At 64.3% G+C, this 20,456-nt stretch carries 14 protein-coding genes, 1 tRNA gene and 1 pseudogene; 4 read left to right on the forward strand and 12 right to left on the reverse strand.

Going from position 1 to position 20,456, the window contains the following annotated elements; genetic code table 11:
* Nucleotides 1–4: 4 nt before the first annotated feature.
* From H4O13_14735 to H4O13_14770, 8 genes are all read right to left on the reverse strand, one after another.
* Nucleotides 5–1,993 carry a putative DNA binding domain-containing protein gene (locus tag H4O13_14735; GenBank protein MBE5316646.1) on the reverse strand — a complete coding sequence of 663 codons (1,989 nt, stop codon included), beginning with the start codon at nucleotides 1,991–1,993 and terminating at the stop codon, nucleotides 5–7.
* Nucleotides 1,994–2,284: 291 nt separating this feature from the next.
* Nucleotides 2,285–4,216, reverse strand: coding sequence for an N-6 DNA methylase (locus tag H4O13_14740; GenBank protein MBE5316647.1), 1,932 nt, complete (start codon nucleotides 4,214–4,216; stop codon nucleotides 2,285–2,287).
* A 445-nt stretch (nucleotides 4,217–4,661) separates the two neighbouring features.
* Nucleotides 4,662–5,963 carry a hypothetical protein gene (locus H4O13_14745; protein MBE5316648.1) on the reverse strand — a complete coding sequence of 434 codons (1,302 nt, stop codon included), beginning with the start codon at nucleotides 5,961–5,963 and terminating at the stop codon, nucleotides 4,662–4,664.
* Nucleotides 5,964–6,008: 45 nt separating this feature from the next.
* Entirely contained in the window at nucleotides 6,009–8,453 is a 2,445-nt protein-coding gene (locus tag H4O13_14750) for an AAA family ATPase (GenBank protein ID MBE5316649.1), read from the reverse strand.
* Nucleotides 8,454–8,509: 56 nt separating this feature from the next.
* Nucleotides 8,510–9,454 carry a phospholipase D family protein gene (locus H4O13_14755; protein MBE5316650.1) on the reverse strand — a complete coding sequence of 315 codons (945 nt, stop codon included), beginning with the start codon at nucleotides 9,452–9,454 and terminating at the stop codon, nucleotides 8,510–8,512.
* Between the two features lie 312 nt (nucleotides 9,455–9,766).
* A complete protein-coding gene (locus H4O13_14760) occupies nucleotides 9,767–10,174 on the reverse strand; it encodes a hypothetical protein (protein MBE5316651.1) in 408 nt (135 codons plus the stop codon).
* Between the two features lies 1 nt (nucleotide 10,175).
* A complete protein-coding gene (locus H4O13_14765; protein MBE5316652.1) occupies nucleotides 10,176–11,258 on the reverse strand; it encodes a ParM/StbA family protein in 1,083 nt (360 codons plus the stop codon).
* Nucleotides 11,255–12,190, reverse strand: a complete 936-nt coding sequence (locus H4O13_14770; protein MBE5316653.1) for an integrase domain-containing protein — start codon at nucleotides 12,188–12,190, stop codon at nucleotides 11,255–11,257. Before H4O13_14770 ends, H4O13_14765 begins: the two co-directional genes overlap by 4 nt.
* Before the next feature lie 1,294 nt (nucleotides 12,191–13,484).
* Between H4O13_14770 and H4O13_14775 the strand changes: the two genes are divergently transcribed.
* Entirely contained in the window at nucleotides 13,485–13,667 is a 183-nt protein-coding gene (locus H4O13_14775; protein ID MBE5316654.1) for an AlpA family phage regulatory protein, read from the forward strand.
* Nucleotides 13,668–13,694: 27 nt separating this feature from the next.
* On the opposite strand, the gene H4O13_14780 is transcribed toward H4O13_14775, so the two are convergent.
* From H4O13_14780 to H4O13_14790, 3 genes are all read right to left on the reverse strand, one after another.
* Nucleotides 13,695–14,015 carry a hypothetical protein gene (locus tag H4O13_14780; protein MBE5316655.1) on the reverse strand — a complete coding sequence of 107 codons (321 nt, stop codon included), beginning with the start codon at nucleotides 14,013–14,015 and terminating at the stop codon, nucleotides 13,695–13,697.
* Between the two features lie 354 nt (nucleotides 14,016–14,369).
* Entirely contained in the window at nucleotides 14,370–15,635 is a 1,266-nt protein-coding gene (locus tag H4O13_14785) for a tyrosine-type recombinase/integrase (protein ID MBE5316656.1), read from the reverse strand.
* A 176-nt stretch (nucleotides 15,636–15,811) separates the two neighbouring features.
* Nucleotides 15,812–15,888 (reverse strand) — tRNA-Met (locus tag H4O13_14790).
* 209 nt (nucleotides 15,889–16,097) lie between these two features.
* On the opposite strand from H4O13_14790, the pseudogene H4O13_14795 reads away from it, so the two are divergent.
* The 3 genes and pseudogenes from H4O13_14795 to bfr all read left to right on the forward strand — a co-directional run bounded on the left by H4O13_14795 (nucleotide 16,098) and on the right by bfr (nucleotide 17,741).
* A pseudogene (locus H4O13_14795) lies at nucleotides 16,098–16,782 on the forward strand (RNA pyrophosphohydrolase).
* A gap of 68 nt (nucleotides 16,783–16,850) precedes the next feature.
* Entirely contained in the window at nucleotides 16,851–17,033 is a 183-nt protein-coding gene (locus H4O13_14800) for a (2Fe-2S)-binding protein (GenBank protein MBE5316657.1), read from the forward strand.
* Between the two features lie 237 nt (nucleotides 17,034–17,270).
* Entirely contained in the window at nucleotides 17,271–17,741 is a 471-nt protein-coding gene (gene bfr / locus H4O13_14805; protein MBE5316658.1) for a bacterioferritin, read from the forward strand.
* A 246-nt stretch (nucleotides 17,742–17,987) separates the two neighbouring features.
* On the opposite strand, the gene H4O13_14810 is transcribed toward bfr, so the two are convergent.
* On the reverse strand, nucleotides 17,988–20,399 hold the full coding sequence (locus H4O13_14810) for a response regulator (protein MBE5316659.1): 2,412 nt from the start codon (nucleotides 20,397–20,399) through the stop codon (nucleotides 17,988–17,990).
* Nucleotides 20,400–20,456: the final 57 nt, after the last annotated feature.

A 20,456-nucleotide genomic window follows, 5' to 3' on the forward strand; every position in this document is an offset into this window, starting at 1 on the left:
ATGCTCATCGCGTTCGGTACGCCTGAAGGTGATGGGTCGGCGCCGTCGGAAAGGCCAGCCTCAGTCGCTCTGCCGAAACTAATGGGGCGAGGTACTGCTGCCGCAGCGCGTTCGCATCCCGCTGGACCAAGTCGGCGAGACACGCCCGCGTGACGTACTGGTCTTTGCACAGCGCCAGCAGGATCGACTCCATCTCATCTCGCGGCAGCTTGCCCATCGTTCGCGCCCGGTCGGCTGCCTGAATCAGCGCCTGCCGGTGGCTCGTGCTTAGTGCCTCAAGATCGTCGACCACGGGTGCGTCGAGCTGGGGGGCAAGCAGGCGGCCTGCGCTATCTCTTTGATTTTCCAAAGATGGCTGGCTGCCGCTCGATGCGGCTGGCGCAATCAAATGTTCGGAGTGCGCCGCCAAATGTTCGGAGCTCCGGGGCAAATGTTCGGAGCGCGCGGTCAAATGTTCGGAGCCGGCTCCGAACACTTCCTCCGGCCGCGGCAGGTCTGCACCGGGCAGGCAGTACACCGCGCCGCGCCCATGGTTGTGGGCCTCAAGCATCTCGTCGCGTACCAGGCCACGCAGCAGCCTCGTGGCCTCGGTGGCATGCAGTCCAGTCAACTCGATCACCCTGGCATGGGTGACGGTCTGCTCGGAGGCTGCCGCAGCCAGTACCAGCCGGCCCTCACGAGACGCCGCATCGAGTCGAGCACCGAAGCGATTGCGCAGCCCCTCGAGCACGGCCTCGGGCATCAGGTCGACCATGCGCAGTTCCATCAAGGTTTGCTCGTAGGGCTCGCGCCGCTCGTATAGCGCCGGTGGGCGCCAGTGTTGGCCTGCCCAGCCGCCGTAGATCTTGGGGATACCGGAGCCCGCCTGCTCGCCTACACCCACAAGCCGGAACATCTTGTGCAAGGTGCGGTTTCGGCAATCGTGCTCACCGCCGCGGATGGCGATCTCGGGCGGCACCCGCATCAGGCCGGGATTGCGGAAGCCAAACATGTCCGGGCGCTTCACCACCAGCACCGAAGCGCGGTCGCTATAGTCGGCGTGGACCAGAACATTCGCCAGCGCCTCGCGCAGCGCAACGTGCACCGGGGTCTCGTCCTTACGCTCACCCTTCTCCAGCGCGAAAGGCACCTTCAGATCAGCAGTTAGCTTCAGATACACCTTGCGGTAGAAGTCATACAGGTTGCCTGACCATTTGCCATCCAGGGTCAGCCTATCGATCCAGCGGCGCTCGGCGCGAGCTTCGGGCCGCTCCTGATAGTCCAGCATGTAGTTCGGCAGGGCCTCTTGGATGGTCCGCATCCAGCCGAACATCAGCAGCCCGGCAAGCGTCAGACCGCTCTCGCCCGTTTGCCGATCCTTGCGCCAGCCACCCAGCTGCTTGAGGAACTCGATGTCGTCGAGCGCGTTCCAGGGGTGCGCAGGCTCGCGGTTGGCGAAGAGCTGGCGGTAGGCCCGAAACGTCTCCATGCACAAGTCGTCGAAGTCATAGCCGTGCAGGATGCGGTCATCCCGGCTGTCCTCGACCTGCTCGGCCAGCATCCGCTTGACCTCAACATCCGGCACGTGGCGATCGCCGTCGTTGGAGCGCCGGTAGGTATGGCCGTCCAAGGGGTTGGTGGTCAGAAACACCGGGCGCTGGGAGCGTGAAGCGCGGGGTATCTCCACCGCCAGGAGGGACTTGCCCTCGATCACGAACTCCGTGACAGAGTGGTCGCTCAACAGATTCGCGCTCACCTTCTGCCGGTTGTTGAGCCCATCGAACAGCTCCTTGCGAACCTTGGCCACATCCTGGATGCCTTCGAGAACGAAGGTGCCGTGCTTCTCGCGCAGCCCCAGCAGCACCACACCACCTTCGGTATTAGCGAACGCGCTGTAGGTCGGCCAGAAGTCCTTGGGCAGCGCACCCTGGCCGTGCTCCCCAAGCGCCAACTTGCACTCGACATCGAGGCTTTCGCGGAGCAGCTGGATATCGGCGAGGGAGTTCAGGTTCATGTGAGGTGCCGGCATTCGAGTGAAGGCCCGGGGGCTTCCATGCTGCGGAAATGGCTGATGCGCGCCAAAGATCCGAACGCGAGAACGCTTGAGTCCAGATGATTCAGCGTCATGTCCAGACCGTCTTTATGCCCAAACGCAGATCTCGGTCAGGCGCATACCGCCCAACTTGCTCCGTAGCGTGTCGCGTAGTTATGCAACAGGCGCGGGCACGCAATAGACCCAGCAGCTCAGCACCCGCGGCCCACTCGAACAGCAGCCCGAGCTCGGGGTAGACGAACGCAGAGTTGCTCACGGCCTTGAGCTCGAGTCTTCAGCACCCAGCTCGCGAAGATGTTGAATGATGCGGTCATGTTCGGATCTGAGCTGTTGGACAGTCTCTTCGGCCGATTTGATAGCTTCTCTCTGCTTCAGAAGCGACTCAATAGAGCGCGCTTCCTGCGAGTCCGGCTGGAGCAGCGGCACCTCAAGCGAGGCGAGACGGTCTATGCTCAGGGACTTGTTGGTGGCGCCTCGCAATAGCGGAACAAGTAATTCGTCCTTGTGAACTAGCAGATAGTAGTAGATTAAAGAAACTGGCACTTCGGACGTTCTTGGGAGCAGAACCGCTGTGATCGAGGCAGCGTCGAACGCCCCCTCTGCCAGATGAATCGTCTTGATCGACGCATGTCCGTGCCCCGTCGCCGAAACGGTGGGAATGCATATCGCAGGGCCCGAAAAAGGAGCGATCGCAGTGCGCTTCGGTGACACCGAAGTAGTCAATAATGGGTACTCGCCGTCCTCTTCAGCAGCTGACGCCGCCGCTTCTCCTTTGACTATGTGGAAGAGAGCGTCGAGCCTGGCCCGCTCAACGCCATCTGGATAGCGGTGACCACTGAGATAAATAGCGGGACAGAGATCGTAATCTCTTGCCCTGATTTCCTCCGCAGAAACCACCTTATGCTTTCTTGGATTAGAGGAGAAGCGCCGCAGGTCTGGCGCCTGCCAGAGGCGAAGCAGCTCAGGAAGATCCGACCCTTCAACCGGTGATTTCTGTGCATCTTCGGAAAAACCATCGTTATCGACACGATAAAACCATACGAAGTCTGTCTCCCCGCCCTTCGAGAAGATCAGAATCGAGGTATCGACACTCGCATATGGCTTGAAGACCCAATGCGGCAGCTTGATTACTGCTTCAAGCTTGAGCGAATCCACGAGCATTTTTCGGACAGTCCGTAAAGCGGCCCCGTCAGACTCGAGAACCCCCGCGGGGACAACTACTGCCGCGCGACCGCCAGGTTTCAGCAGGCGCAGGAACAGGGCGATGAACAGCAGTTCGGTCTTCTTGGTTCTGACGATCTGCTGCAGGTCCTTGGCGCAGCTCTCGTAGTCCAGGCTGCCGGCAAAGGGCGGGTTGGCCAGGATCAGGCTGAACTGGCCTTCCGCCCCGGCATAGCCTTCGCTCAACGAGTCGCGCTTTTCAATGGCCGGGTTGTCCACGCCGTGCAGCAGCATGTTCATGCTGCCGACTCGCAGCATGGTGCTGTCGAAGTCGAAGCCGTGGAAGGTGTCGTGGTTGAAGCGGCGCGCGGCTTCCGGCGTGGCGTAGATCTGCTCGCGGTGGTGCTGGTCCAGATACTCGGCCGCAGCCACCAGAAAGCCGGCGGTGCCGCAGGCCGGATCGCAGATGGTGTCGGAGGGCTTCGGCGCCATCATCTCGACCATCAGCTTGATGATGTGCCGCGGCGTGCGGAACTGGCCGTTCTGACCGGCGCTGGCGATCTTGCCCAGCATGTACTCGTACAGATCGCCCTTGGTGTCGCGGTCCTCCATCGGGATGGCGTCGAGCATGTCCACCACCTTGGCCAGCAGAGCCGGCGTGGGAATGGTGAAGCGCGCGTCCTTCATGTGGCTGGCGTAGGTGCTGTCCACGTTCACGCCGCCGAGGGTCTTGATGAAGGGGAAGACCTCTTCCGAGACCAGTTTGTAGAGCGTGGCCGGGTCGCCCAGCTGGCGGAACACCGACCAGCGCAGCTTCTGCTGGTGCGGACCGAACACGGCGTTCTCGATGGGCCGGCCGAGGCGGTTGGCCTTCTTCTCGCGCGCGGTGTGCAGCTCGTCCAGGCGCTTGATGAAGAGCAGGTAAGTCATCTGCTCGATGACCTCCATCGGGTTGGAGATGCCGCCGCTCCAGAACGCGTCCCAGATGCGGTCGACCTGGGATTTGATTTCGCCGGTGATCATGTAGATGTGTCGCCTGGTTGTTTCGAGATGCGAAGCAGAGGCTGCCGCGCGAAAGAGAGCTCAATAACGTGTGGCCGACACCGATGCGCCGAGCCCTGTTTCAAGGGTGCAGCGCCGGCCTGATGGGTCTGCCGGGCACGCGAGCCTTGCGGGGCAGCCGATGGTCTACGAAACCGCAGTCGATGCGCCACAGTGCCGATGAAAAATGGTCACGTGCGCGAGGTGAGCGCCCTGCACTGCCGTATGCGCTGTGGGCTCTTGTCCGCTTCGTCTCGACGCAAGTTCTCCGCCCACTCCTGTCCATGGAAGAGGACACGCGCGCTGTATCTCCGACTTCGCCAGGGGCCCGCAGCCGCAAGCTTGCGGGCCCTTGCACGGCCGCGAGTCTGCCGTGAGACGACGGAACTTGGGAACACCAAGAAGATGTGGTGCCCAGTGCGTCGCGCTAGCCGAGCTGAACAGCCGCACGCGCAGGCGGTGCTGGGTGCCAGAGCGTTTCGCCGAGGCTGCCCAACAGAGGCAAGAGGTCATCGCCGACATCGGCAAACAGCACGCGCAGGCGCACCCGACGGCCGTCCACCACGGGGAGCCTAAGCTCAAGCGGCGACTGCGGTTGCGAGGCGGCAACGGTCGGGTAGATCAAGGCGAGCTCGCTGCAGCGGTAGGCACTGGCGTAGGCGAACAGCTGGTAGGCGTCGGCACGCGCGGGTAGATCGAAGGCGCCCTTCCCGGTCGCGAGTCGCTTCCACTTGGTATCGCCGATCGCGACAACCGCGCCGCCGCGGCGCAGGACCAGATCCGGGCGAAGCGCGTAGGCGGGGTGTAGCAGATCGCCACGCCGCACTTCGGCGAGATGCCGGCCGCCGTCCTGGGTACCCAGCTGCAGGCCCGAGGGCGCCAGGGTCTGCCGCAGCTGCACGCCGACAGCCTGTTCGAACAGGCGATTCATGTCGAACAGCAACGCGGGCGCCGCGCTGTCGCCGCCGCGCAGGCTGGGCGACAGCAGGCGCAGGATCCAGCCGGCCCACTGTAACGCCGGCTCGTAGCGCCGGGTGCTGCGGTCGCGCGGCGGATCGCGCCAGCTCTGCAGGCTGAGGCCGCTGTCATCGACGGCGTCGAACACCTGCATCAGCTCGACCCAGCGACGCGATAGCACCTGCGCGCGCAGCAGAGGGCGCAGGCTGCGTAGGGCTTTCTTCAGGAAGCGGTTGCAGGCGTGGTCCTGGCTGAGTTCATCGAAGCGGCAGGCAAGCTGATCCCCGCGGTTGGCCAGCCGACCGACCTGTCGCCGCACGTCCAGCTGACCGCGCAGCACGCGCAGGTCCTGCTCATCACCCACGTAGCGCTGCATCAGGCCGCCGCGGGCCAGTCGCGCCAGTTCGTCGAAGTAGGCGCTGATGAACAGATCGAGCAGGGGCATGCTGCGAAGCGACTGGCTGGCGGCGTCGGCGAGTGGCGTGGGCAGGGCCCCGCTGATGCGCAACAGCCGCAGCAGGATGCCTCGGCAGGTCTCAGTGCTTGTGGGCTCCGAGCCCACCTTGGGCAGGATTTCCAGCATGCGCTCGCCCAGGCAGATGAGGCCGGCGAACTGGGCAAACGTCACCTGGCTGCGCTCGAATCGGCACAGGCCGGGGTAGTCCGCAGCCACCTGCTCCAGACGCAGCACTTCGGCCTCGGACAGCCGCTGCGCGCCGGGCTGCAACCCGATGCGCAGGCTGCCGTGCTCCAACACCTGAAAAACCTCCATGGCGCTCAGTGCCTGGCCGGTTCGTGGCGCACCGGGGATCGAGCCTCAATCATCGAGTGCGTCCGGCTCAACTTCGGCTTGGTCGGACTCGGCATCCACAGACACGGCGCTGCCGCTCTCGTAGATGCCGCGGAACATGGCGCTGGTCCAGCCGGCCTTAGGCGTGACGGCGTAGCGCGTGCGCGTCTGCAGGCGGCCGAGCGCCGCGCGCGCGGGGAAGAGCGCATCCGGGCTTTGTTCTTCAGGCTTGAGGAAGCCCTCGCCCACGGTCGTGGCGAGGACCATCGCCACCCGGCTGGCGTCATCGAAGAAGTACTCCTGCAGCAGCGGCAGGATCTTCTGCTCGAAACAGCTCCGCAGGTCATCCAGCGATTTCAGATGGATGAAATAGGCGTGGCCGATGCGGTGATCGCGATCCAGCAGGTACTCCAGCCGGTCGTTGATGCGCTTGAGCAGTGCGCCAAGGTGGACGCCTTCGAGGGTCTCGTTGATCACGGCGTAATCCGGCGCGCGCTCGATGAACTCGAAGCGCCGACGCAGCGCGATATCCAGCAAGGCGATCGAGCGATCCGCCGTGTTCATGGTGCCGTAGAGGTCAAGGTTCACGGGCACACCGAAACCGCGCAGATCGCCCCCGTCGACCGCGCCCGGCAGCTGCACCTCCATGCCTTCGGTGAGGCGACCGGACGCGTCGTAGTGCGCCCGCTTGTCGATCTCGATCAGGGTGATCAGCTCGCCGAACACCTTGGCGATATTGGCGCGGTTGATCTCGTCGATGAACAGGGCATAGCGCTTGCCCGGGTTGGCCCGCGCCTCGTCGCAGATCTGCTTGAGCACGCCATCGACCATGGCGAAGCGCGACTCACCGCTGTCCGGGTCCACCACGGGGCGGATGCCGCGGATGAAATCCTCATAGCCAAAGGAGGGGTGGAAGGTCACCACCCGGTAGCGCTTGGCGGGCTCGGCGTCCGCCGTGGGCCCCTGCTTCAGCTGCTTCACCAATTCAGCGGACTCAGGGTCGAGCTGCTGCCAGCCCTCCAGCAAGGACCAGCGGCCGTCTTCCGACTTGTTGAACAGGAAGGGCTCGCGACGGCTCGCGCTTTGCACATGCTCACACTCGCGAGGCGTGTGCTCCTGCAGGAAGCCCCAGATGGTCTGCAACATGTGCTTCGGCGAGCGTCCGTTGAGCTGTGCCTTCAGCGCTACCAGCGCGTGGTCGCGAATGTCCGGGGCCCGCGCCGTGCCACCCAAGGCATCCAGCGCGGCCGCGATGACAGGTCGCCAGCCCACGGCGGCGAGCAGCGTCTGCTTCCAGCTGGTTTTGTCGATCTCACCCTTGGGGTCGGTGTACTTGGCGAACAGCCCCTGCAGATGGAAGGTCTTACCCGTGCCCGGCGGCCCGTAGAAGATCTGGTTCACAGGTCCGGCCTGCTTTGGCTGCGTGCGTTCCTGGCTATCCATCACAGGGTTCTCGGAGCGGAGATAGGCATAGCCGAACACGGCCTGGTTCAGCAGCGCAGTCTCCTGCGTGTCGAGCGCGGGCTGGAAGTTCGCGGTGCTCAGATCTTGAGGCAGACGCTCCACTGCCGTGACCTTGAAGCGGGTGCGCAGCGGCTGCTGCTTGCCATTGATCTCGACGATGGCGCCCAGGCGGTCCGCATCGGTGATCTCGGGCCACGGGCTGGCCAAGCCCTCGCTGTCGTTTGCGACGCGATAGTCCTCCACGCTCATCCGGTACCGGATGCGATTGCTACCGACGTTGAGGTAGACGTGGAAGGGCCGAGACAGAAGATCGCGTGCCTCCGGCTTGAGTTTGAAGCTCCAGTCGCTTGACCAGGCGCCGTTGCGCGCAATCTTGGCCTGCAGCTCGGCGGCAAGGCCCTCGTCCAGTCCTTTCCAGGTGCCGAGCAGGCACAGGCTGGGGTCAGGCTGCCCGGCCTGTCGCGATTGGCGAATGGCTAAGGTACGCGTCAGCCTCTCCTCGAATTCCGACTCGCTCACGACAAAGCGATCGGTGAAACCCGCGGCGTCGATGATCCCATGCACCTGAGGCAGCTCATCGGCAAGAAAGCGTGCAAAGGCTGCCTCGATATCTTCGGGCGGGTAGTCGTAGCGGTAGACCTGCTTGCTGCCCACCTGCTGCATCTGGAAGCTGTCGCGCAGCTGCTGGTGCAGCGCCAGCAGACCCGGATCCTCGAGGTTTCCAAACACCAGCTCGAAGTAGCAGCGCTTGGGCCGCTGCTGCCCATCGAACTGGATCACGAAGCCGATCGTCTTGGTCTTGTTGTCCCGATCTCCCGGTCGATACGGCGCGAAGAACAGGTACTGCTCCGACCCGGTGAACCAGTAGCCGCTCCGAAGCCGCGGCTTCGCGTCGGAATCGTTCTTGCGGAGGTTGAAGGTGAACCCGGGGTGCTGCTCACGCCAGGCGAGCGCGAGGGTCAGCAGGCGCTCATGCCAAAGTGGAACTCCGGCGTCACGATTGTTCATCAGAATTCACGTTCCAAAATGATCTCGCTTGTCGAGGTCTTCGGGGCAAGGCCCTGTCAAGAGCGGCGCAGGAAGCGATCAGCGACGAATGCAAAGTCCGCGAGGCTCAGGCACCAATCCGCTTCGTCGTTGAACTCAGCCCCCATCTTCTCGAACAACTCCTTGGCTTCCGTGCGACGATTACGCATGGCAAGCCCAAGGCTCCTGACCTCCGAGATGAGAGAAGCCTTGGCGAAACCGAAGCTCGAAAGTTCAATGCCGACCTCCGGAACAACGGCATAAACGCGCCGCCTGGATTTTCCGAAGGGTATATCGACGCGAGGCTCGGGAAGCGACCGCCACACACGCTCGAACTTCACCTCTGCAAGTGAAGGATCTGCTTCAAGGCTGATGATGGTTGCATCCTTGGGAATTCCAGGCCAGCCCTGGAAGGCGGATGCCCCAGCGAACCCGTTCGCACGAAGGGACTTTTCGGCCGCCTTGATGACACCTGGTTCGGCTTCGGTCGAGAGCAGCGCGATATACACGCCCCCAGGTGGGATGCGATAGCTCGTGGCCTTGCCCTTGGCCGCAAGCCGCTCCGCCGCGGCCCTCTTGACCCAGAGAGCTTCAGCTTCGCGCATCAACTCTTCAGAGAGCGCGTGGGAGTTCTTCCACAGCCCCCTGTACCAGCCGGAAATCTCCGAAAGCGTCTTGGGGTCGTCAACCGTGACTGCAGCCTCGATCCACCCCTCAGACTCCGAAGCCGAGAAGCCAAGTCCCGCGCGCGAGGCATTGGCGGACCCGACAACAGCGATTTCCCGTCCGCAGACGACCTTGGCATGCAGCCGAGCACAATGCCGAACATCCACCGCTGGCGCGAGCCGCAGGAGTCGAGCGAGCTCATCCGGATTGCAGGCGCCGGATGTCGCGTTCAACAGAATTCGCGAACCGGCAGCCAGCGCATGCAAGCCCAGCTCATGAACAGCCCCTTCCCCCCAAAACGCGATCGCGATGTCCAAGGAACCGCCCTGGGAAACCAGATCGACGATCGCTTTTCTTACCTCAGCCCCGCCTGCCAAGAACAATTCTGATCTCCCTGGCCCTTTCAGAGCCCCTAGAAAGACGTGACCTGCCCCCACTCAGCCGTACCATCCGAAGCCACGTGAAGTCCGTCACGCTGGGACAACGAACAGTAGCCACAGATCGAAGCGTCAATCCACCCGGGGGCACTCAACGAACCGGTGGTTCCAAAACTACCGGCAGTTCACCGTCGTGGGGGCGTTTCCGACACCCGAACCTGAAGCCCGCTCAAGCAAGCGGCGGCGGGCCGCTTACTGGCCGAGGCTGGCAAGAATCGATGCCACGAGATCAGCTGATGGCAGGGGTTGCCTTGCTGGAGTTCGCACGGCGGCGTTGCGTTCTGTTGGCCCGATGCTTTCGCACGTGGCGACGTCCTGAGCGTTCTCCGTACGGGCGCAATCGCAATCTGCGCCGCTCGGCATCAGCAGCGGGTGAGTGCCAGGCTCCATTCGGCTACCTGCCGTGGCGGGCAGCGGCGGCACCAACACCGCCGTCCGATCACTGCGTACGCTGCAGCAGTAGCCTGCTGCTTCTACGACGGCGCCCAGCAGCAGCCAGTAGCGCTGCTGCGCTGCGTCGGGCTTGGATCCATCTGCTGGCTCGAGGAAAGCCCGCAGGGCGGCGCTTACGGGGTCCTTGCCAAGGTAGAGCTTTGGCATGTCAGTCAGTCTCCGGTGAGTGCAGACGACGCGCAATCTGCAACAAGCCCCGCGCGTTCGCCGTCGTGGGATCGGCAAGGCAGGCGATCAGGGCGTGGGGGAACGCTACCGTGATCGCGGGCGCGAAGAGTTTGGAGAGGCCGCCGGTGAGCACGATGCTGTGCAGGCTGTCCTTGTGGGGTTTCAGGGAGGCCTTAAGCGCTTCGATCGCGCGGGGGACGATCGAAAGGCTTGCCTCCTGCAGGTAGGCGTCGAGGTTGATCGTGGCCTTGCCGAGGTCCATCCAGCGGTTCGCTTGTCGGCAGCGCCACTCCATGCGAGCAACGCTGACCTTCTGTTTGAGCTGCTTTCTCAACAAGGCGCGGGCGCGTCGCTGTAACCTCGCACCGGCGCCTGCGCTTTCGGCGCTGAGGTGCCGCTGGATCGCGTGGCCGCGGATCAGCATCCAGCTGACCGTGCGGTGTCCGCAGTCGATGACCAGCACTGGTGCGTCTACGTCGATGATGCGACCGCTGCAGACTCTGAACTGGATGTCCCACAGGATCTGCGCGCCCATCGAGCTCGGCACTACGGTGACCCGCTCGATTTCGATGCCACCGCCGTCGTGCAAAGGATGCATCCCGAGCAGCCTTGTCGAGGCAAGCTCTCGACGGCCGGGGATCAGGAGATGCGTCAGCGGAATGCCAACAACCAACTCGCTGATCCGAGGTTGCTCAAGCCGCGCGAGCGCCGCACGCGCATGGGCCAGCCACTCCGGCGACTCTTCGAAGTGCTTGTCATCTTGGCTGTGGTTATGGCCCAGAAAGGGCGAGTTGATGGCGGCCATCCACGGCTGCTGATGGACCAGTACCGTGCTGTCGAACGGGCGCACTCCCCCGCCAATCGCGAGCAGCTGCGAGTTGTTGATGGGCAAGGCACGCGAGGGCAGGCGGTGGACAACGGGCTCGCCGTCGAGCCCGATTTGGTGGGCGATCTTGGTCGTGCTGATGCCGATGTCGAGCCCGACCAGAACGGCATGCGCACCGTGATCGCATGCCGCGACAGGTTGCGCCGGCGCCATGAGGTCTCGATCCTGCAGGCTCATGCCTGCACCTCTGGCCTTGAGTCAAATGCCGGGCCGGTTGCAATCTGCAGGTAGACCGAGCGCACCCAACGACCACGCCCGTCGCCGTGCCCGAGCGAATGGCTGATCGCGATTAGCGCCTCGCGCTCCGAGTAGCCACGACGCAGGTACTCCCGCATCTGATTCGCGGCGAAGGCGTAACGTGCCGAATGCGGCTCGACGCCAGCCCGGTGAGCCCACGCGTGGTAGATGCTGCGGGCCTGCTTGAGCCCGCCTGCTGGCGAGCCGTCCTTCCTAACCACCAGAAACCCGCCTTGTGACTGACAGACCTCAAGCGCTGCGAAAATCGCCCATGCAGCAGCCAGTGGATGCAAGATCAGGACATCGCGAGGCCGCCCACCCTTTGTGCCGGCGAGCACTCGGATACTTGAGGATGCTGAGAGCTCCTGCCGCCAGCGCATCAGCGTGTCAGTGCAAGCGTGGATTGCCTCTGCGCCACGCAGGCCGAGGTGATACTCCAACCCAAGCAGCGCGGCCATACCGGGCCTGTCCTGTTGCTTGGCGAGAATCTGAAGCTCAAGCAGTCGCTCCGCGGTCATGGGCTGCTTGGTCCCCTTCCGTGAGCCACCTGACAGTGCAAGCGCGGCATTGTTGATTTCGCTGCTGTCAGCCAGCTGCGAGCGGTTGCTCAGGCGCAGGATCTTCCGCAAATGGGCGACCTCGTTCTGCAGTGTTCGGGTCGCGATGCCCTCTTTCTTGCGGAATTCCACGTAGGCGACGATGTGCTTGACCATGATCTGCTCAGGCTCCAACAAGTGGGTGAAGCCGAGCATCTGCATCACCCTGGTGAAGCACCGCGAGAATCGCCGACCTGACTCCTTGGTCAGGTGCGCACCGCCCGCTTTGATCAATTTGCGGTCAAGCCCAGCCTTCAGTCTGCTTTTCCGGCTCACGTTCTGTTCCTCTTGGATGGCAAGTTCGGGGAAGAGCGGTCGCGCCGACGACTCAAGCCGCTCGTTCCCATGGGAGGCGGCACATCCAGCCCCGGCGCGACCTCGCGTCAGGTTGAGTAACGGGCCCTGCCTGTCCCGCCCGTCGCAAGGGGGCAGCGGCGCCGCAAGGCGGCCAAGAGGGCGCCCCTAAAAGGGGGAGCTGGACTTCAGATGGGTTCGGCTAAAGCCGCGTTTAGATGCTGGCCCGCTGGGAGACGCGGGCATCACTGTTTCGCCGGGACGCGGAGGCCTTGGTCTTTCTGGCTCTACGCTGGCTTATCGGTGTGCGTCACTCTTGCGATACGCACTGCCCGCAAAGGGCATGGTTCAGTCGGCTGACGTGGAAGGGCCCATGACGTGTGTTGGGCACTGGTACGCGGAAGGCTCCGCGTTCTCACTGCGAGACGTTGAACGGTCCAAGCACGCGTTGATCCGCGAGCCCTAGGGGCGTCACAGAAACGTGGACCGCAAGCCTTCAGCTGCGGTCAGAAGGATCGGAATCCATCACTTGATGCATTCCCGGGGGGGCGGGTCAGTCGATAGTGAACTGCCCACCAAAGCTGTGTAGCCGAGACTCTGAATCTTGAGCCCCAGCGTTCCGATGTTTGGCGACAGCGTCGCTGTCGCCCCCAACGTATGTGCCCCTTCAATGCCGGGGCGGGGCATGCTGCGTGGCCGAAGCTACAACCGTTAACGCCGCCCGCGCAAGTCTTCGCCAAGACTGACGCGTCCTGACGCGTCTTGACGTGTTCTGACGCGTTGACGTTCAGTTGAGCACACGCGGTAGCTGCGCGAAAAGCTCGATGAGGCAAACCGCTGCGGGCCATCACAGGCGCACTCGCAGCTTGGGCTCCGAGTGCCCACCCGCGCGAGCGAACGTGTCAGCTATCTGACGTGGTCGGAGGCGGAACGACCCTGAGTGCCGCGCGCTGCTCAAGCCTCCGAAGCCCTGATTCGAGCTCGGCGTCCTCTCCCCTCAGCAGAGCCCCGATGAGTCGCCTGATCGTCGCGCAGCGATCCCCTTCGATGACTTCGAGCTCGGGTGTCCCACCGTCCATCAACTTACTCCTGCAGGCGTCAAGTTCTTGGGCCTGCGCTTCCGACAGGGAAGCAGGACAACGAGCCAAATCGCCCCCTTGCAGGATGGACTTCCCGATATCTCGTCGAAATCGGGGGCATTCCAGCAAATCCAGTGGCTGTCAACGCCTGAGTATTGTCGTTGCTTCACCCACCCATCCAAGCAAGGAGAGCAAACATGCCCAATGTTCCGTACCGTTTCCTTCGCGCTGCCGAGGTCGTTGAACTCGTCGGCCTATCCAGGAGCACGCTCGATCGGCTCGAGCGTGCGTCCCGGTTTCCTCGTCGTCGCCCCGTTGCAAGCAGGGCTGTCGCCTGGATCTCCACGGAGATCGCCGCGTGGATGGAGAAGAACCGCTAGCGGAAGGATCTAGCTAGGCAGCAGGTGTCAGAGGCCCGCCGCATCCTTGCGGCGGGCCTCTGCTCTCAATGTCGCACTGTGATCGTCCGCTGCTCGCAGCAGCCACTCGGTCGCATAGGTGACTGACATCTCGAAACTCATGTGAGGCGCCTCGGCGATGACTCGACCATCGGCGCCGCGATAGTGGCTCGATCTGTCGCCCACGAACGGCTCAAGACTGCGCTCAAGACGGTACCTCCCCGCCAACGCGTTGTTCACCGCAGGCCAGCGTTCCTTGGGCAAGGTCAGTACCACGCCCTCAAGGCGCCCCCTGGCCGAGAACAGGAACTGCGCCTGTTGCAGGCCCACCAGCTCGAACTCGCCGCTGCAACTCAGCAAAGGCCCCCGTGCCACTGCGCTTGTGCTTTCTTCGCAGGTAGCACCTACCTCATCGAGGCGCGATCGGACGTCCTCAATGGCTGAGCCGAGCTCGACGCCGAGCGGGCGAAGGCTTGCCTCAGACGCTTCAGCGGGCGCGTGGCTCGGGACCGAAAGGCAAAAGCCCAAGATCTGCAGCGGCAGGCGCAGGACAGGGTAGTGGGTGAGCAGGGGCTTGCGGAACCGGCGTTGGTGACTCATGGCGGCGCTCCTTGTTGGGGAGCTCCACGATCAAGCCGCCTCGCGGCCGCGCAAGTTGCGTCAGAGATCTGCGACCGGGCCTCCTCAGTCCTTGCTCGATCTGCGGCGGGACGGCTGACGCTTCAGACGCTCTAGGTGATCCGCCCAGGCCTGCATCATCTGCTCGCGTTCCTTCAAGTACTTGGCGCCGTTGTAGATGCCTCGTACCGAATTCGGGTCCGCGTGCGACAGCTGCGCTTCGATTGCGTCGGCCGACCAGCGCCTGCTTTCGTTCAACATGGTTGAGGCCGTGTGCCTGAAGCCATGAGGCGTGATGATGGAAGAGTCGTAGCCGAGGCGGCGCAAGGCGGCGCTGAACGTTCCGTCGGACATCGGTCGATCGCGGCTGCGCTCGCTCGGGAAGACGAACTCGCTAAAGCCCTTGGTGTAGGGCGCAAGACTTTGCAGCACCGCCACCGCCTGTTTCGGAAGGGGCACGATGAAGTCAGCGACGCGGTTGGACTGCTTGGTGCGCTTGCGCAGTTTCTGCCGCTCCGGCGGAATGCGCCAAAGGCGCGCATCGAGATCCAGTTCTGCCCAGCGCATGCCGCGCAGTTCGCCCGGTCGGCAAAACAGCATCGGTAGCAGCTGCAGCGCGGCACGGGTGATGTTCGAGCCTTCGTAGACATCGAGATCTGCAACCAGTCTGCCGAGCAGCTGAGGGTCACGGATCGATGCGTACTTGTGCGAGACCGGTACCGCGGTGGCGCCGACCAGGTCTGCGGCAGGGTTGCGTTCGGCGCGCCCGGTCTGGATGGCGTGCCGAAAGATCTGGGCCAGGTATTGGCGAATTCTTCGGGCCGTATCGAGCGCTCCACGACGCTCGACGGTTTGGAGCGTGGACAGGAGTGCTGGTGTAGTGATGCTCTGGATAGGAAGCGATCCCAAGACCGGGAAGACGTTTTTCTCGAGGCGTATCAGGACCTTGTCGGCGTGGCTGCTTGCCCACCCGCTCGACTGCTTCTGATGCCACTCGCGGCCAATGGCCTCCAATGTATTGGATGCCGAGGTCGTCGCCTCGATCTGGCGGATTCGCCGTGCAACCGCTGGATCAATGGAGGCGCGCAGCTGCTGTCGAGCCTGGTCCCTAAGTTCACGCGCCTCAGCCAAGGTGACCGAGGGATACGGCCCAAAGGTGAGCAGCTTTTCCTTGCCTGCGAACCTGTACTTGAAGCGCCAGTGCTTGGCGCCCGCGGGGCTGATCAACAGAAACAGGCCGCCGCCATCGAAGAGCTTGTGGGCCTTTCCCGTCGGATCCGCCTTCGCGGAACGGCAGCGCAGGTCGCTGAGTGGGGGTACCTTGGCGGGCATGTCGGGGGCTCTTGGGGGTACTGACCTCCTTGTACCCCTGCCGCACCCCCATCGCTACCCCCATGGGGATGCTGCATCTTGACGCGTAATGACGCGTCTTGACCAACAAAAAACCGCGCAAGTGCGCGGTTTCGTTGAGCTTTTGGGTTTTCTTGAAACTTCCCGACGCATCGAAGTGGTGGCTATGGGTGGACTCGAACCACCGACCCCAGCATTATGAGTGCTGTGCTCTAACCGGCTGAGCTACATAGCCACGGGCCTTCGGACAGACAGAGCCCGCCCAAGGGCCGCGCATTTTGCGCGCGCATCTGCACGGGGTCAAGCACGGGGGCTGGTGCGCGGCGCGCGTGTCGCTGCAGCTTGGCTGACCGCGGAACGGCCAGCCCTTCGCGGCACGCGTGTTGTGGCGCTTCCTGCCGGTGTGGCACAGTCCCCGGCATCTTGAGTTTGGAGCCCCGTCCCGTGATTGATCCGGACGGCTATCGCCCGAACGTCGGCATCATCCTGATGCACTCCACCGGCCAGGTGTTCTGGGCGCGTCGAGTCACCCGTGATGGCTGGCAGTTCCCGCAGGGCGGCATGAACAGTGACGAAACCCCGCTGGAGGCGATGTACCGGGAGTTGGACGAAGAAGTGGGCTTGAAGCCGCATCACGTCGAACTGCTCGGTGCCACGCCCGGCTGGCTGCGCTATCGCCTGCCCAGACGCTGCGTGCGTCCCGGCAAGCGTCCGCTGTGCATCGGTCAGAAGCAGGTGTGGTTTCTGCTGCAGCTGACCGCGCAGGAGAGCGAGGTGCGGCTCGATGCATACGAGACCCCCGAGTTCGACAGCTGGCGCTGGGTCGATTTCTGGTACCCGCTGGAGCACGTCGTCAGTTTCAAGCGTCGCGTCTACGCGCAGGCGCTGAAGCACCTCGCGCCCTACGCAGAGCGTGCCAGTGGAGCCACGCTGATGCCACTGGCGCCTCCGACGCTGGAGGCTGACGTCGCCGTGCCGCGGCGCGAGCGGCGTGCGGCCGCCCGCGAAGCGGCCGGGCTTGGAGGGCGCACACCGGTGGGTGCCGGCAGCTGACAGCGCTCGCGGGGTGTTGGCGAGTTCCAGCTGCCGTCGCGGGAGCGTTTGGGATTCGGAACGGGCTCCAAGATGACACGGAGCGTTGTTGACACTCATTCGTATTTGCGTTGCAATGGCGACCAGATCCCCCAGGGCTCCGCCATGTACGTCTGCCTGTGCCACGGCGTCACCGACAAGGCCATCCGCGAAGCCGCGCAAAGTGGCGTCGAGAGTTTGGATGAACTGAGTGCCACCACCGGCTGCGGCAGCAGCTGCGGCTGCTGCAAGGCGCTGGCGCTGGAGATCCTTGACGCGCACCGTTGTCCCTTCCCCATGGTGGCTTGAGGGCGGCTGACAGCCCGCCGCCTCCCGCGCCAGCGGCGCGCGGACGTGAGGCTCTGCCGCCGCGGGCTCGGTGAGTTCCCCCGATGCGAAACACCGCTCCGAACGCTAGCGTGCGACGGCCGCTCTGCTGCGGTCTCGTGGCGCTGACAGGCGCTGAGAATGCTTCCGATTGGGCTTTCGCCCTCGTTCGAAACGCCTCGCTAGAGTAGTCGCCCACCGCACCTCGGGAGAGACGCCATGAAAGGCGACAGCAAGGTCATCGAACATCTGAACCGCGTGCTCTACAACGAGCTCACAGCGATCAACCAGTATTTCCTGCACGCCCGCATGCTTCACAACTGGGGGCTGAAAGAGCTCGGCGATCACGCCTACCGCGAGTCGATCGATGAGATGAAGCACGCTGACAAGCTCATCGAGCGGATCCTGTTTCTCGAGGGGCTGCCCAATCTGCAGCAGCTCGGCAAGCTGTTGATTGGCGAGAATCCCAAGGAAGCTCTCGAGTGCGATCTCAAGCTCGAGCACGCGGCCGTGCCGGATCTCAAGGCCGGCATCGCCCACTGCGAACAGGCGGGCGACTATGTCTCGCGCGATCTGCTGACCGACATCCTGGAGTCCGAGGAAGAGCACATCGACTGGATCGAGACCCAGCTCGACCTGATTCATCAGCTGGGCGAGCAGAACTACCTGCAGACCAAGCTCGGCGCCTGAGGCGCTGCCAGCGCGGAACACAGCCTGGGCCCGCTCTACGCGGGCCCTCTGTTTTGCGGGGCGCTCCAGGCCGAGACTGGGTTGAGAGGTATCGCCACTGCGCTCGCCCGGCGGGCAAGCCCGCGCTCGGACGTCGCGAGTCCGGCGCGGGTCTGGACTCACTCTCGCTGCATCAAGCACGTTCCTGCTCGATCCTTGGGCGCGCCCCGGTCGGCGCGCGGAAGGCTTCGATGGATCAGCGCGTTCTCAGGACAGCAGCGCGCGCAGCGCGCTCTCCACGCGCAGGAACTCTGCGACCAGACGCGCCACCAGCAACTGCGGCTGCGCCAAAGTCGCGGCGCGACCGCCGTGCTCGATCTGACGCGCCAGCTCGGACATGTCTAGCGCACCGAGATTGGCGCTGGTCGACTTCAGCGAGTGCGCGGCGGCGACGAGGCTTGCCGTGTCGCCGCTGTCGGCGGCGGCCTGCAGGCGCTCCAGGGTGCGCGGCGTGTCCTCCAGAAACACCCGGATCAGGGACAGGAACTCAACGCCCATGACCTCGCGAAGATCCTCCACCACCTCGGTGTTCAAGGCGGGGCCGCTGGCGGTGGCGAAGCTCGGCGCGATCGCTGCGGCGGCTGGCCCCGGGCGCGTGCCGGCGGGCTTCGCTGCCGGCGCGGAAACCGCGAGCTGCGGCGCTGCTTTCGTCGCTGCCGGGGGTTCGGCGGCAGCCTGGGCGGCCGTTTCGCGATACGGCGACCGTGCCAGCCAGGCGGCCAGGGTGGCGTTGAGCTTGGTGCGGTCGAGCGGCTTGGTCAGGTAGTCGTCCATGCCGGCTTCGAGACACTTCTCGCGATCGCCGATCATGGCGTTGGCGGTCATGGCGATGATCGGCAACCTTGGCAGGCCTGCTTCGGCTTCGATCTGCCGACGCCGACGCGCGGCGGTATAGCCGTCCATCACCGGCATCTGGCAGTCCATTAGCACCAGCGCATAGCGGCCCTGCTTGAGGCGATCCAGGGCTTCCTGGCCGTTCTCCGCAGCCTCGACTTGAAGCCCGGCCAGGCTGAGGATGCGCATCGCCACCTGACGGTTGACCGGATTGTCTTCGACCAGAAGCGCGCGGCCGCTCAGGGCACCGTCACCGACGGACGCGGGCGTGGCAGCCACAGGTGCCGGCGCTGTTGACAGCGCGACGGGTGCCGCACGCCGCGACGGCTCTGACGGCGCTGCCGCCGGCGCCATCGCGCTTGCGCGTGGCGCCGTCGCGGTTTCGATGTGGACATCCGCAGCGGTGCTCACCGGCAGGCTGGCGGTGACTTCGCCTTCCATGATCTTGGCCAGCTGCCGACGCATCTCGGGCTCTGGCAAAGCGCGCGCGAGCGGCAGCGAGCGACCGCCTTCCGCAAGGTCCGCCGGCGCCGGCTCGTCGCCCTTCAGGTAGACGATCTGCAGTTTGGCCAGCGCGTCCTCGCGCAGAATGCTTCGATGCAGGCCCACCGCGGTAGTGCGCACGCTGGCCAAGTCGACCAGCAGCAGATGGAACGCCCAGTTGCCGGCGCGCTGGGCGGCGGCACGCAGCTTGAACAGCGCGTCCTGGGCGCCGCTGGCGTGGACCAGGGTCACGCCCCAGTTCGAGGCCGCCAGGGCGAGCTTGCGCTGCAGCGTCGCGTCAGCCGTCACCAGCAGCAGGCGCGAGCCGCCCAGCTCGCGGCGCTCGACCTCCATGTCGCCGACCGCCTTCAGCAGCGGAATCTGGAACCAGAAGGTCGAGCCACGGCCAGGCGCGCTGTCGACGCCGATCTGGCCGCCCATGAGATCAACAATGCGCTTGCAGATGACCAGACCCAGACCGGTGCCGCCAAAGGTGCGTGTGGTGCTGGCATCGGCCTGCGAGAAAGGCTTGAACAGGCGTGCCGCAGCCTCCGGGGCAATGCCGACCCCGGTGTCGGTCACCTCGAAGCGAATCTCATGGTGGGTGCGGGTCTCACCGCGTCGGCTGACCATCAGCGAGACGCTGCCGCGATCGGTGAACTTGATTGCATTGCTGAGCAGATTGGTCAGGATCTGCCGCAGGCGCACAGGGTCGCCGCGCATGGCGAGGCGCACGGCCGGGTCAATCTGCATGGACAGGCGCAGATGCTTGGCATCGGCCGCGGTGTCCATCAGGCGCATGACGCCGTCGAGCACCTCGCGCAGATTGATGCCGACGGACTCAAGTTCGAGCTTGTTCGCCTCGAGCTTCGAGTAGTCGAGGATGTCATCGACGATACGCAACAGCTGCTGCGCCGACTGCAGCGCGGTATTCAGGTAATCGCGCTGATCGTCGCCGAGGCGGGTCGAAAGCAGGATGTCGAGCAGCGGGATGATGCCGTTCAGCGGCGTCCGGATCTCGTGGCTCATGGTGGCGAGAAACTCGCCCTTGGCCATGGTGGCCGCTTCGGCCGCGTGCTTGGCTTCGGACAGCTCGCGTTCGAGCCTGCGCGCCTGCGCCAGTTCCTCTTTGAGCTGAGCGAACTCGGCGGGGTCCGGCTGCAGCGAAGGCTCACGGCGCGGGGCAGCAGCCACCGGGGTCGGGGCGCTGGCGCGGCCGAGAACGCCAGCGGCGGCGGCGACACCACCGCCGATCGCAAGCACCGCTGCCAGCGCAGCGGGCACACCGATCGGCAGCAGCATCAACAGGCCGGCCACGATGGCGGCGACGCCACCGCCAATCACCAAGAGGCGCGCAAG

It is taken from the genome of Lysobacterales bacterium (assembly GCA_014946745.1).
Classification (GTDB): Bacteria; Pseudomonadota; Gammaproteobacteria; order Xanthomonadales; family Xanthomonadaceae; genus Aquimonas.

What these genes read in the sequence shown, in the direction of transcription:
- H4O13_14765 (MBE5316652.1), bottom strand. Translation starts at nt 11,258, where the DNA reads ATGAGCCTGCAGGATCGAGACCTCATGGCGCCGGCGCAACCTGTCGCG.
- H4O13_14785 (MBE5316656.1), bottom strand. Translation starts at nt 15,635, where the DNA reads ATGCCCGCCAAGGTACCCCCACTCAGCGACCTGCGCTGCCGTTCCGCG.
- H4O13_14735 (MBE5316646.1), bottom strand. Translation starts at nt 1,993, where the DNA reads ATGAACCTGAACTCCCTCGCCGATATCCAGCTGCTCCGCGAAAGCCTC.
- H4O13_14775 (MBE5316654.1), top strand. Translation starts at nt 13,485, where the DNA reads ATGCCCAATGTTCCGTACCGTTTCCTTCGCGCTGCCGAGGTCGTTGAA.
- H4O13_14760 (MBE5316651.1), bottom strand. Translation starts at nt 10,174, where the DNA reads ATGCCAAAGCTCTACCTTGGCAAGGACCCCGTAAGCGCCGCCCTGCGG.
- H4O13_14750 (MBE5316649.1), bottom strand. Translation starts at nt 8,453, where the DNA reads ATGAACAATCGTGACGCCGGAGTTCCACTTTGGCATGAGCGCCTGCTG.
- H4O13_14745 (MBE5316648.1), bottom strand. Translation starts at nt 5,963, where the DNA reads ATGGAGGTTTTTCAGGTGTTGGAGCACGGCAGCCTGCGCATCGGGTTG.
- H4O13_14810 (MBE5316659.1), bottom strand. Translation starts at nt 20,399, where the DNA reads ATGCTGCTGCCGATCGGTGTGCCCGCTGCGCTGGCAGCGGTGCTTGCG.
- bfr (MBE5316658.1), top strand. Translation starts at nt 17,271, where the DNA reads ATGAAAGGCGACAGCAAGGTCATCGAACATCTGAACCGCGTGCTCTAC.
- H4O13_14800 (MBE5316657.1), top strand. Translation starts at nt 16,851, where the DNA reads ATGTACGTCTGCCTGTGCCACGGCGTCACCGACAAGGCCATCCGCGAA.
- H4O13_14740 (MBE5316647.1), bottom strand. Translation starts at nt 4,216, where the DNA reads ATGATCACCGGCGAAATCAAATCCCAGGTCGACCGCATCTGGGACGCG.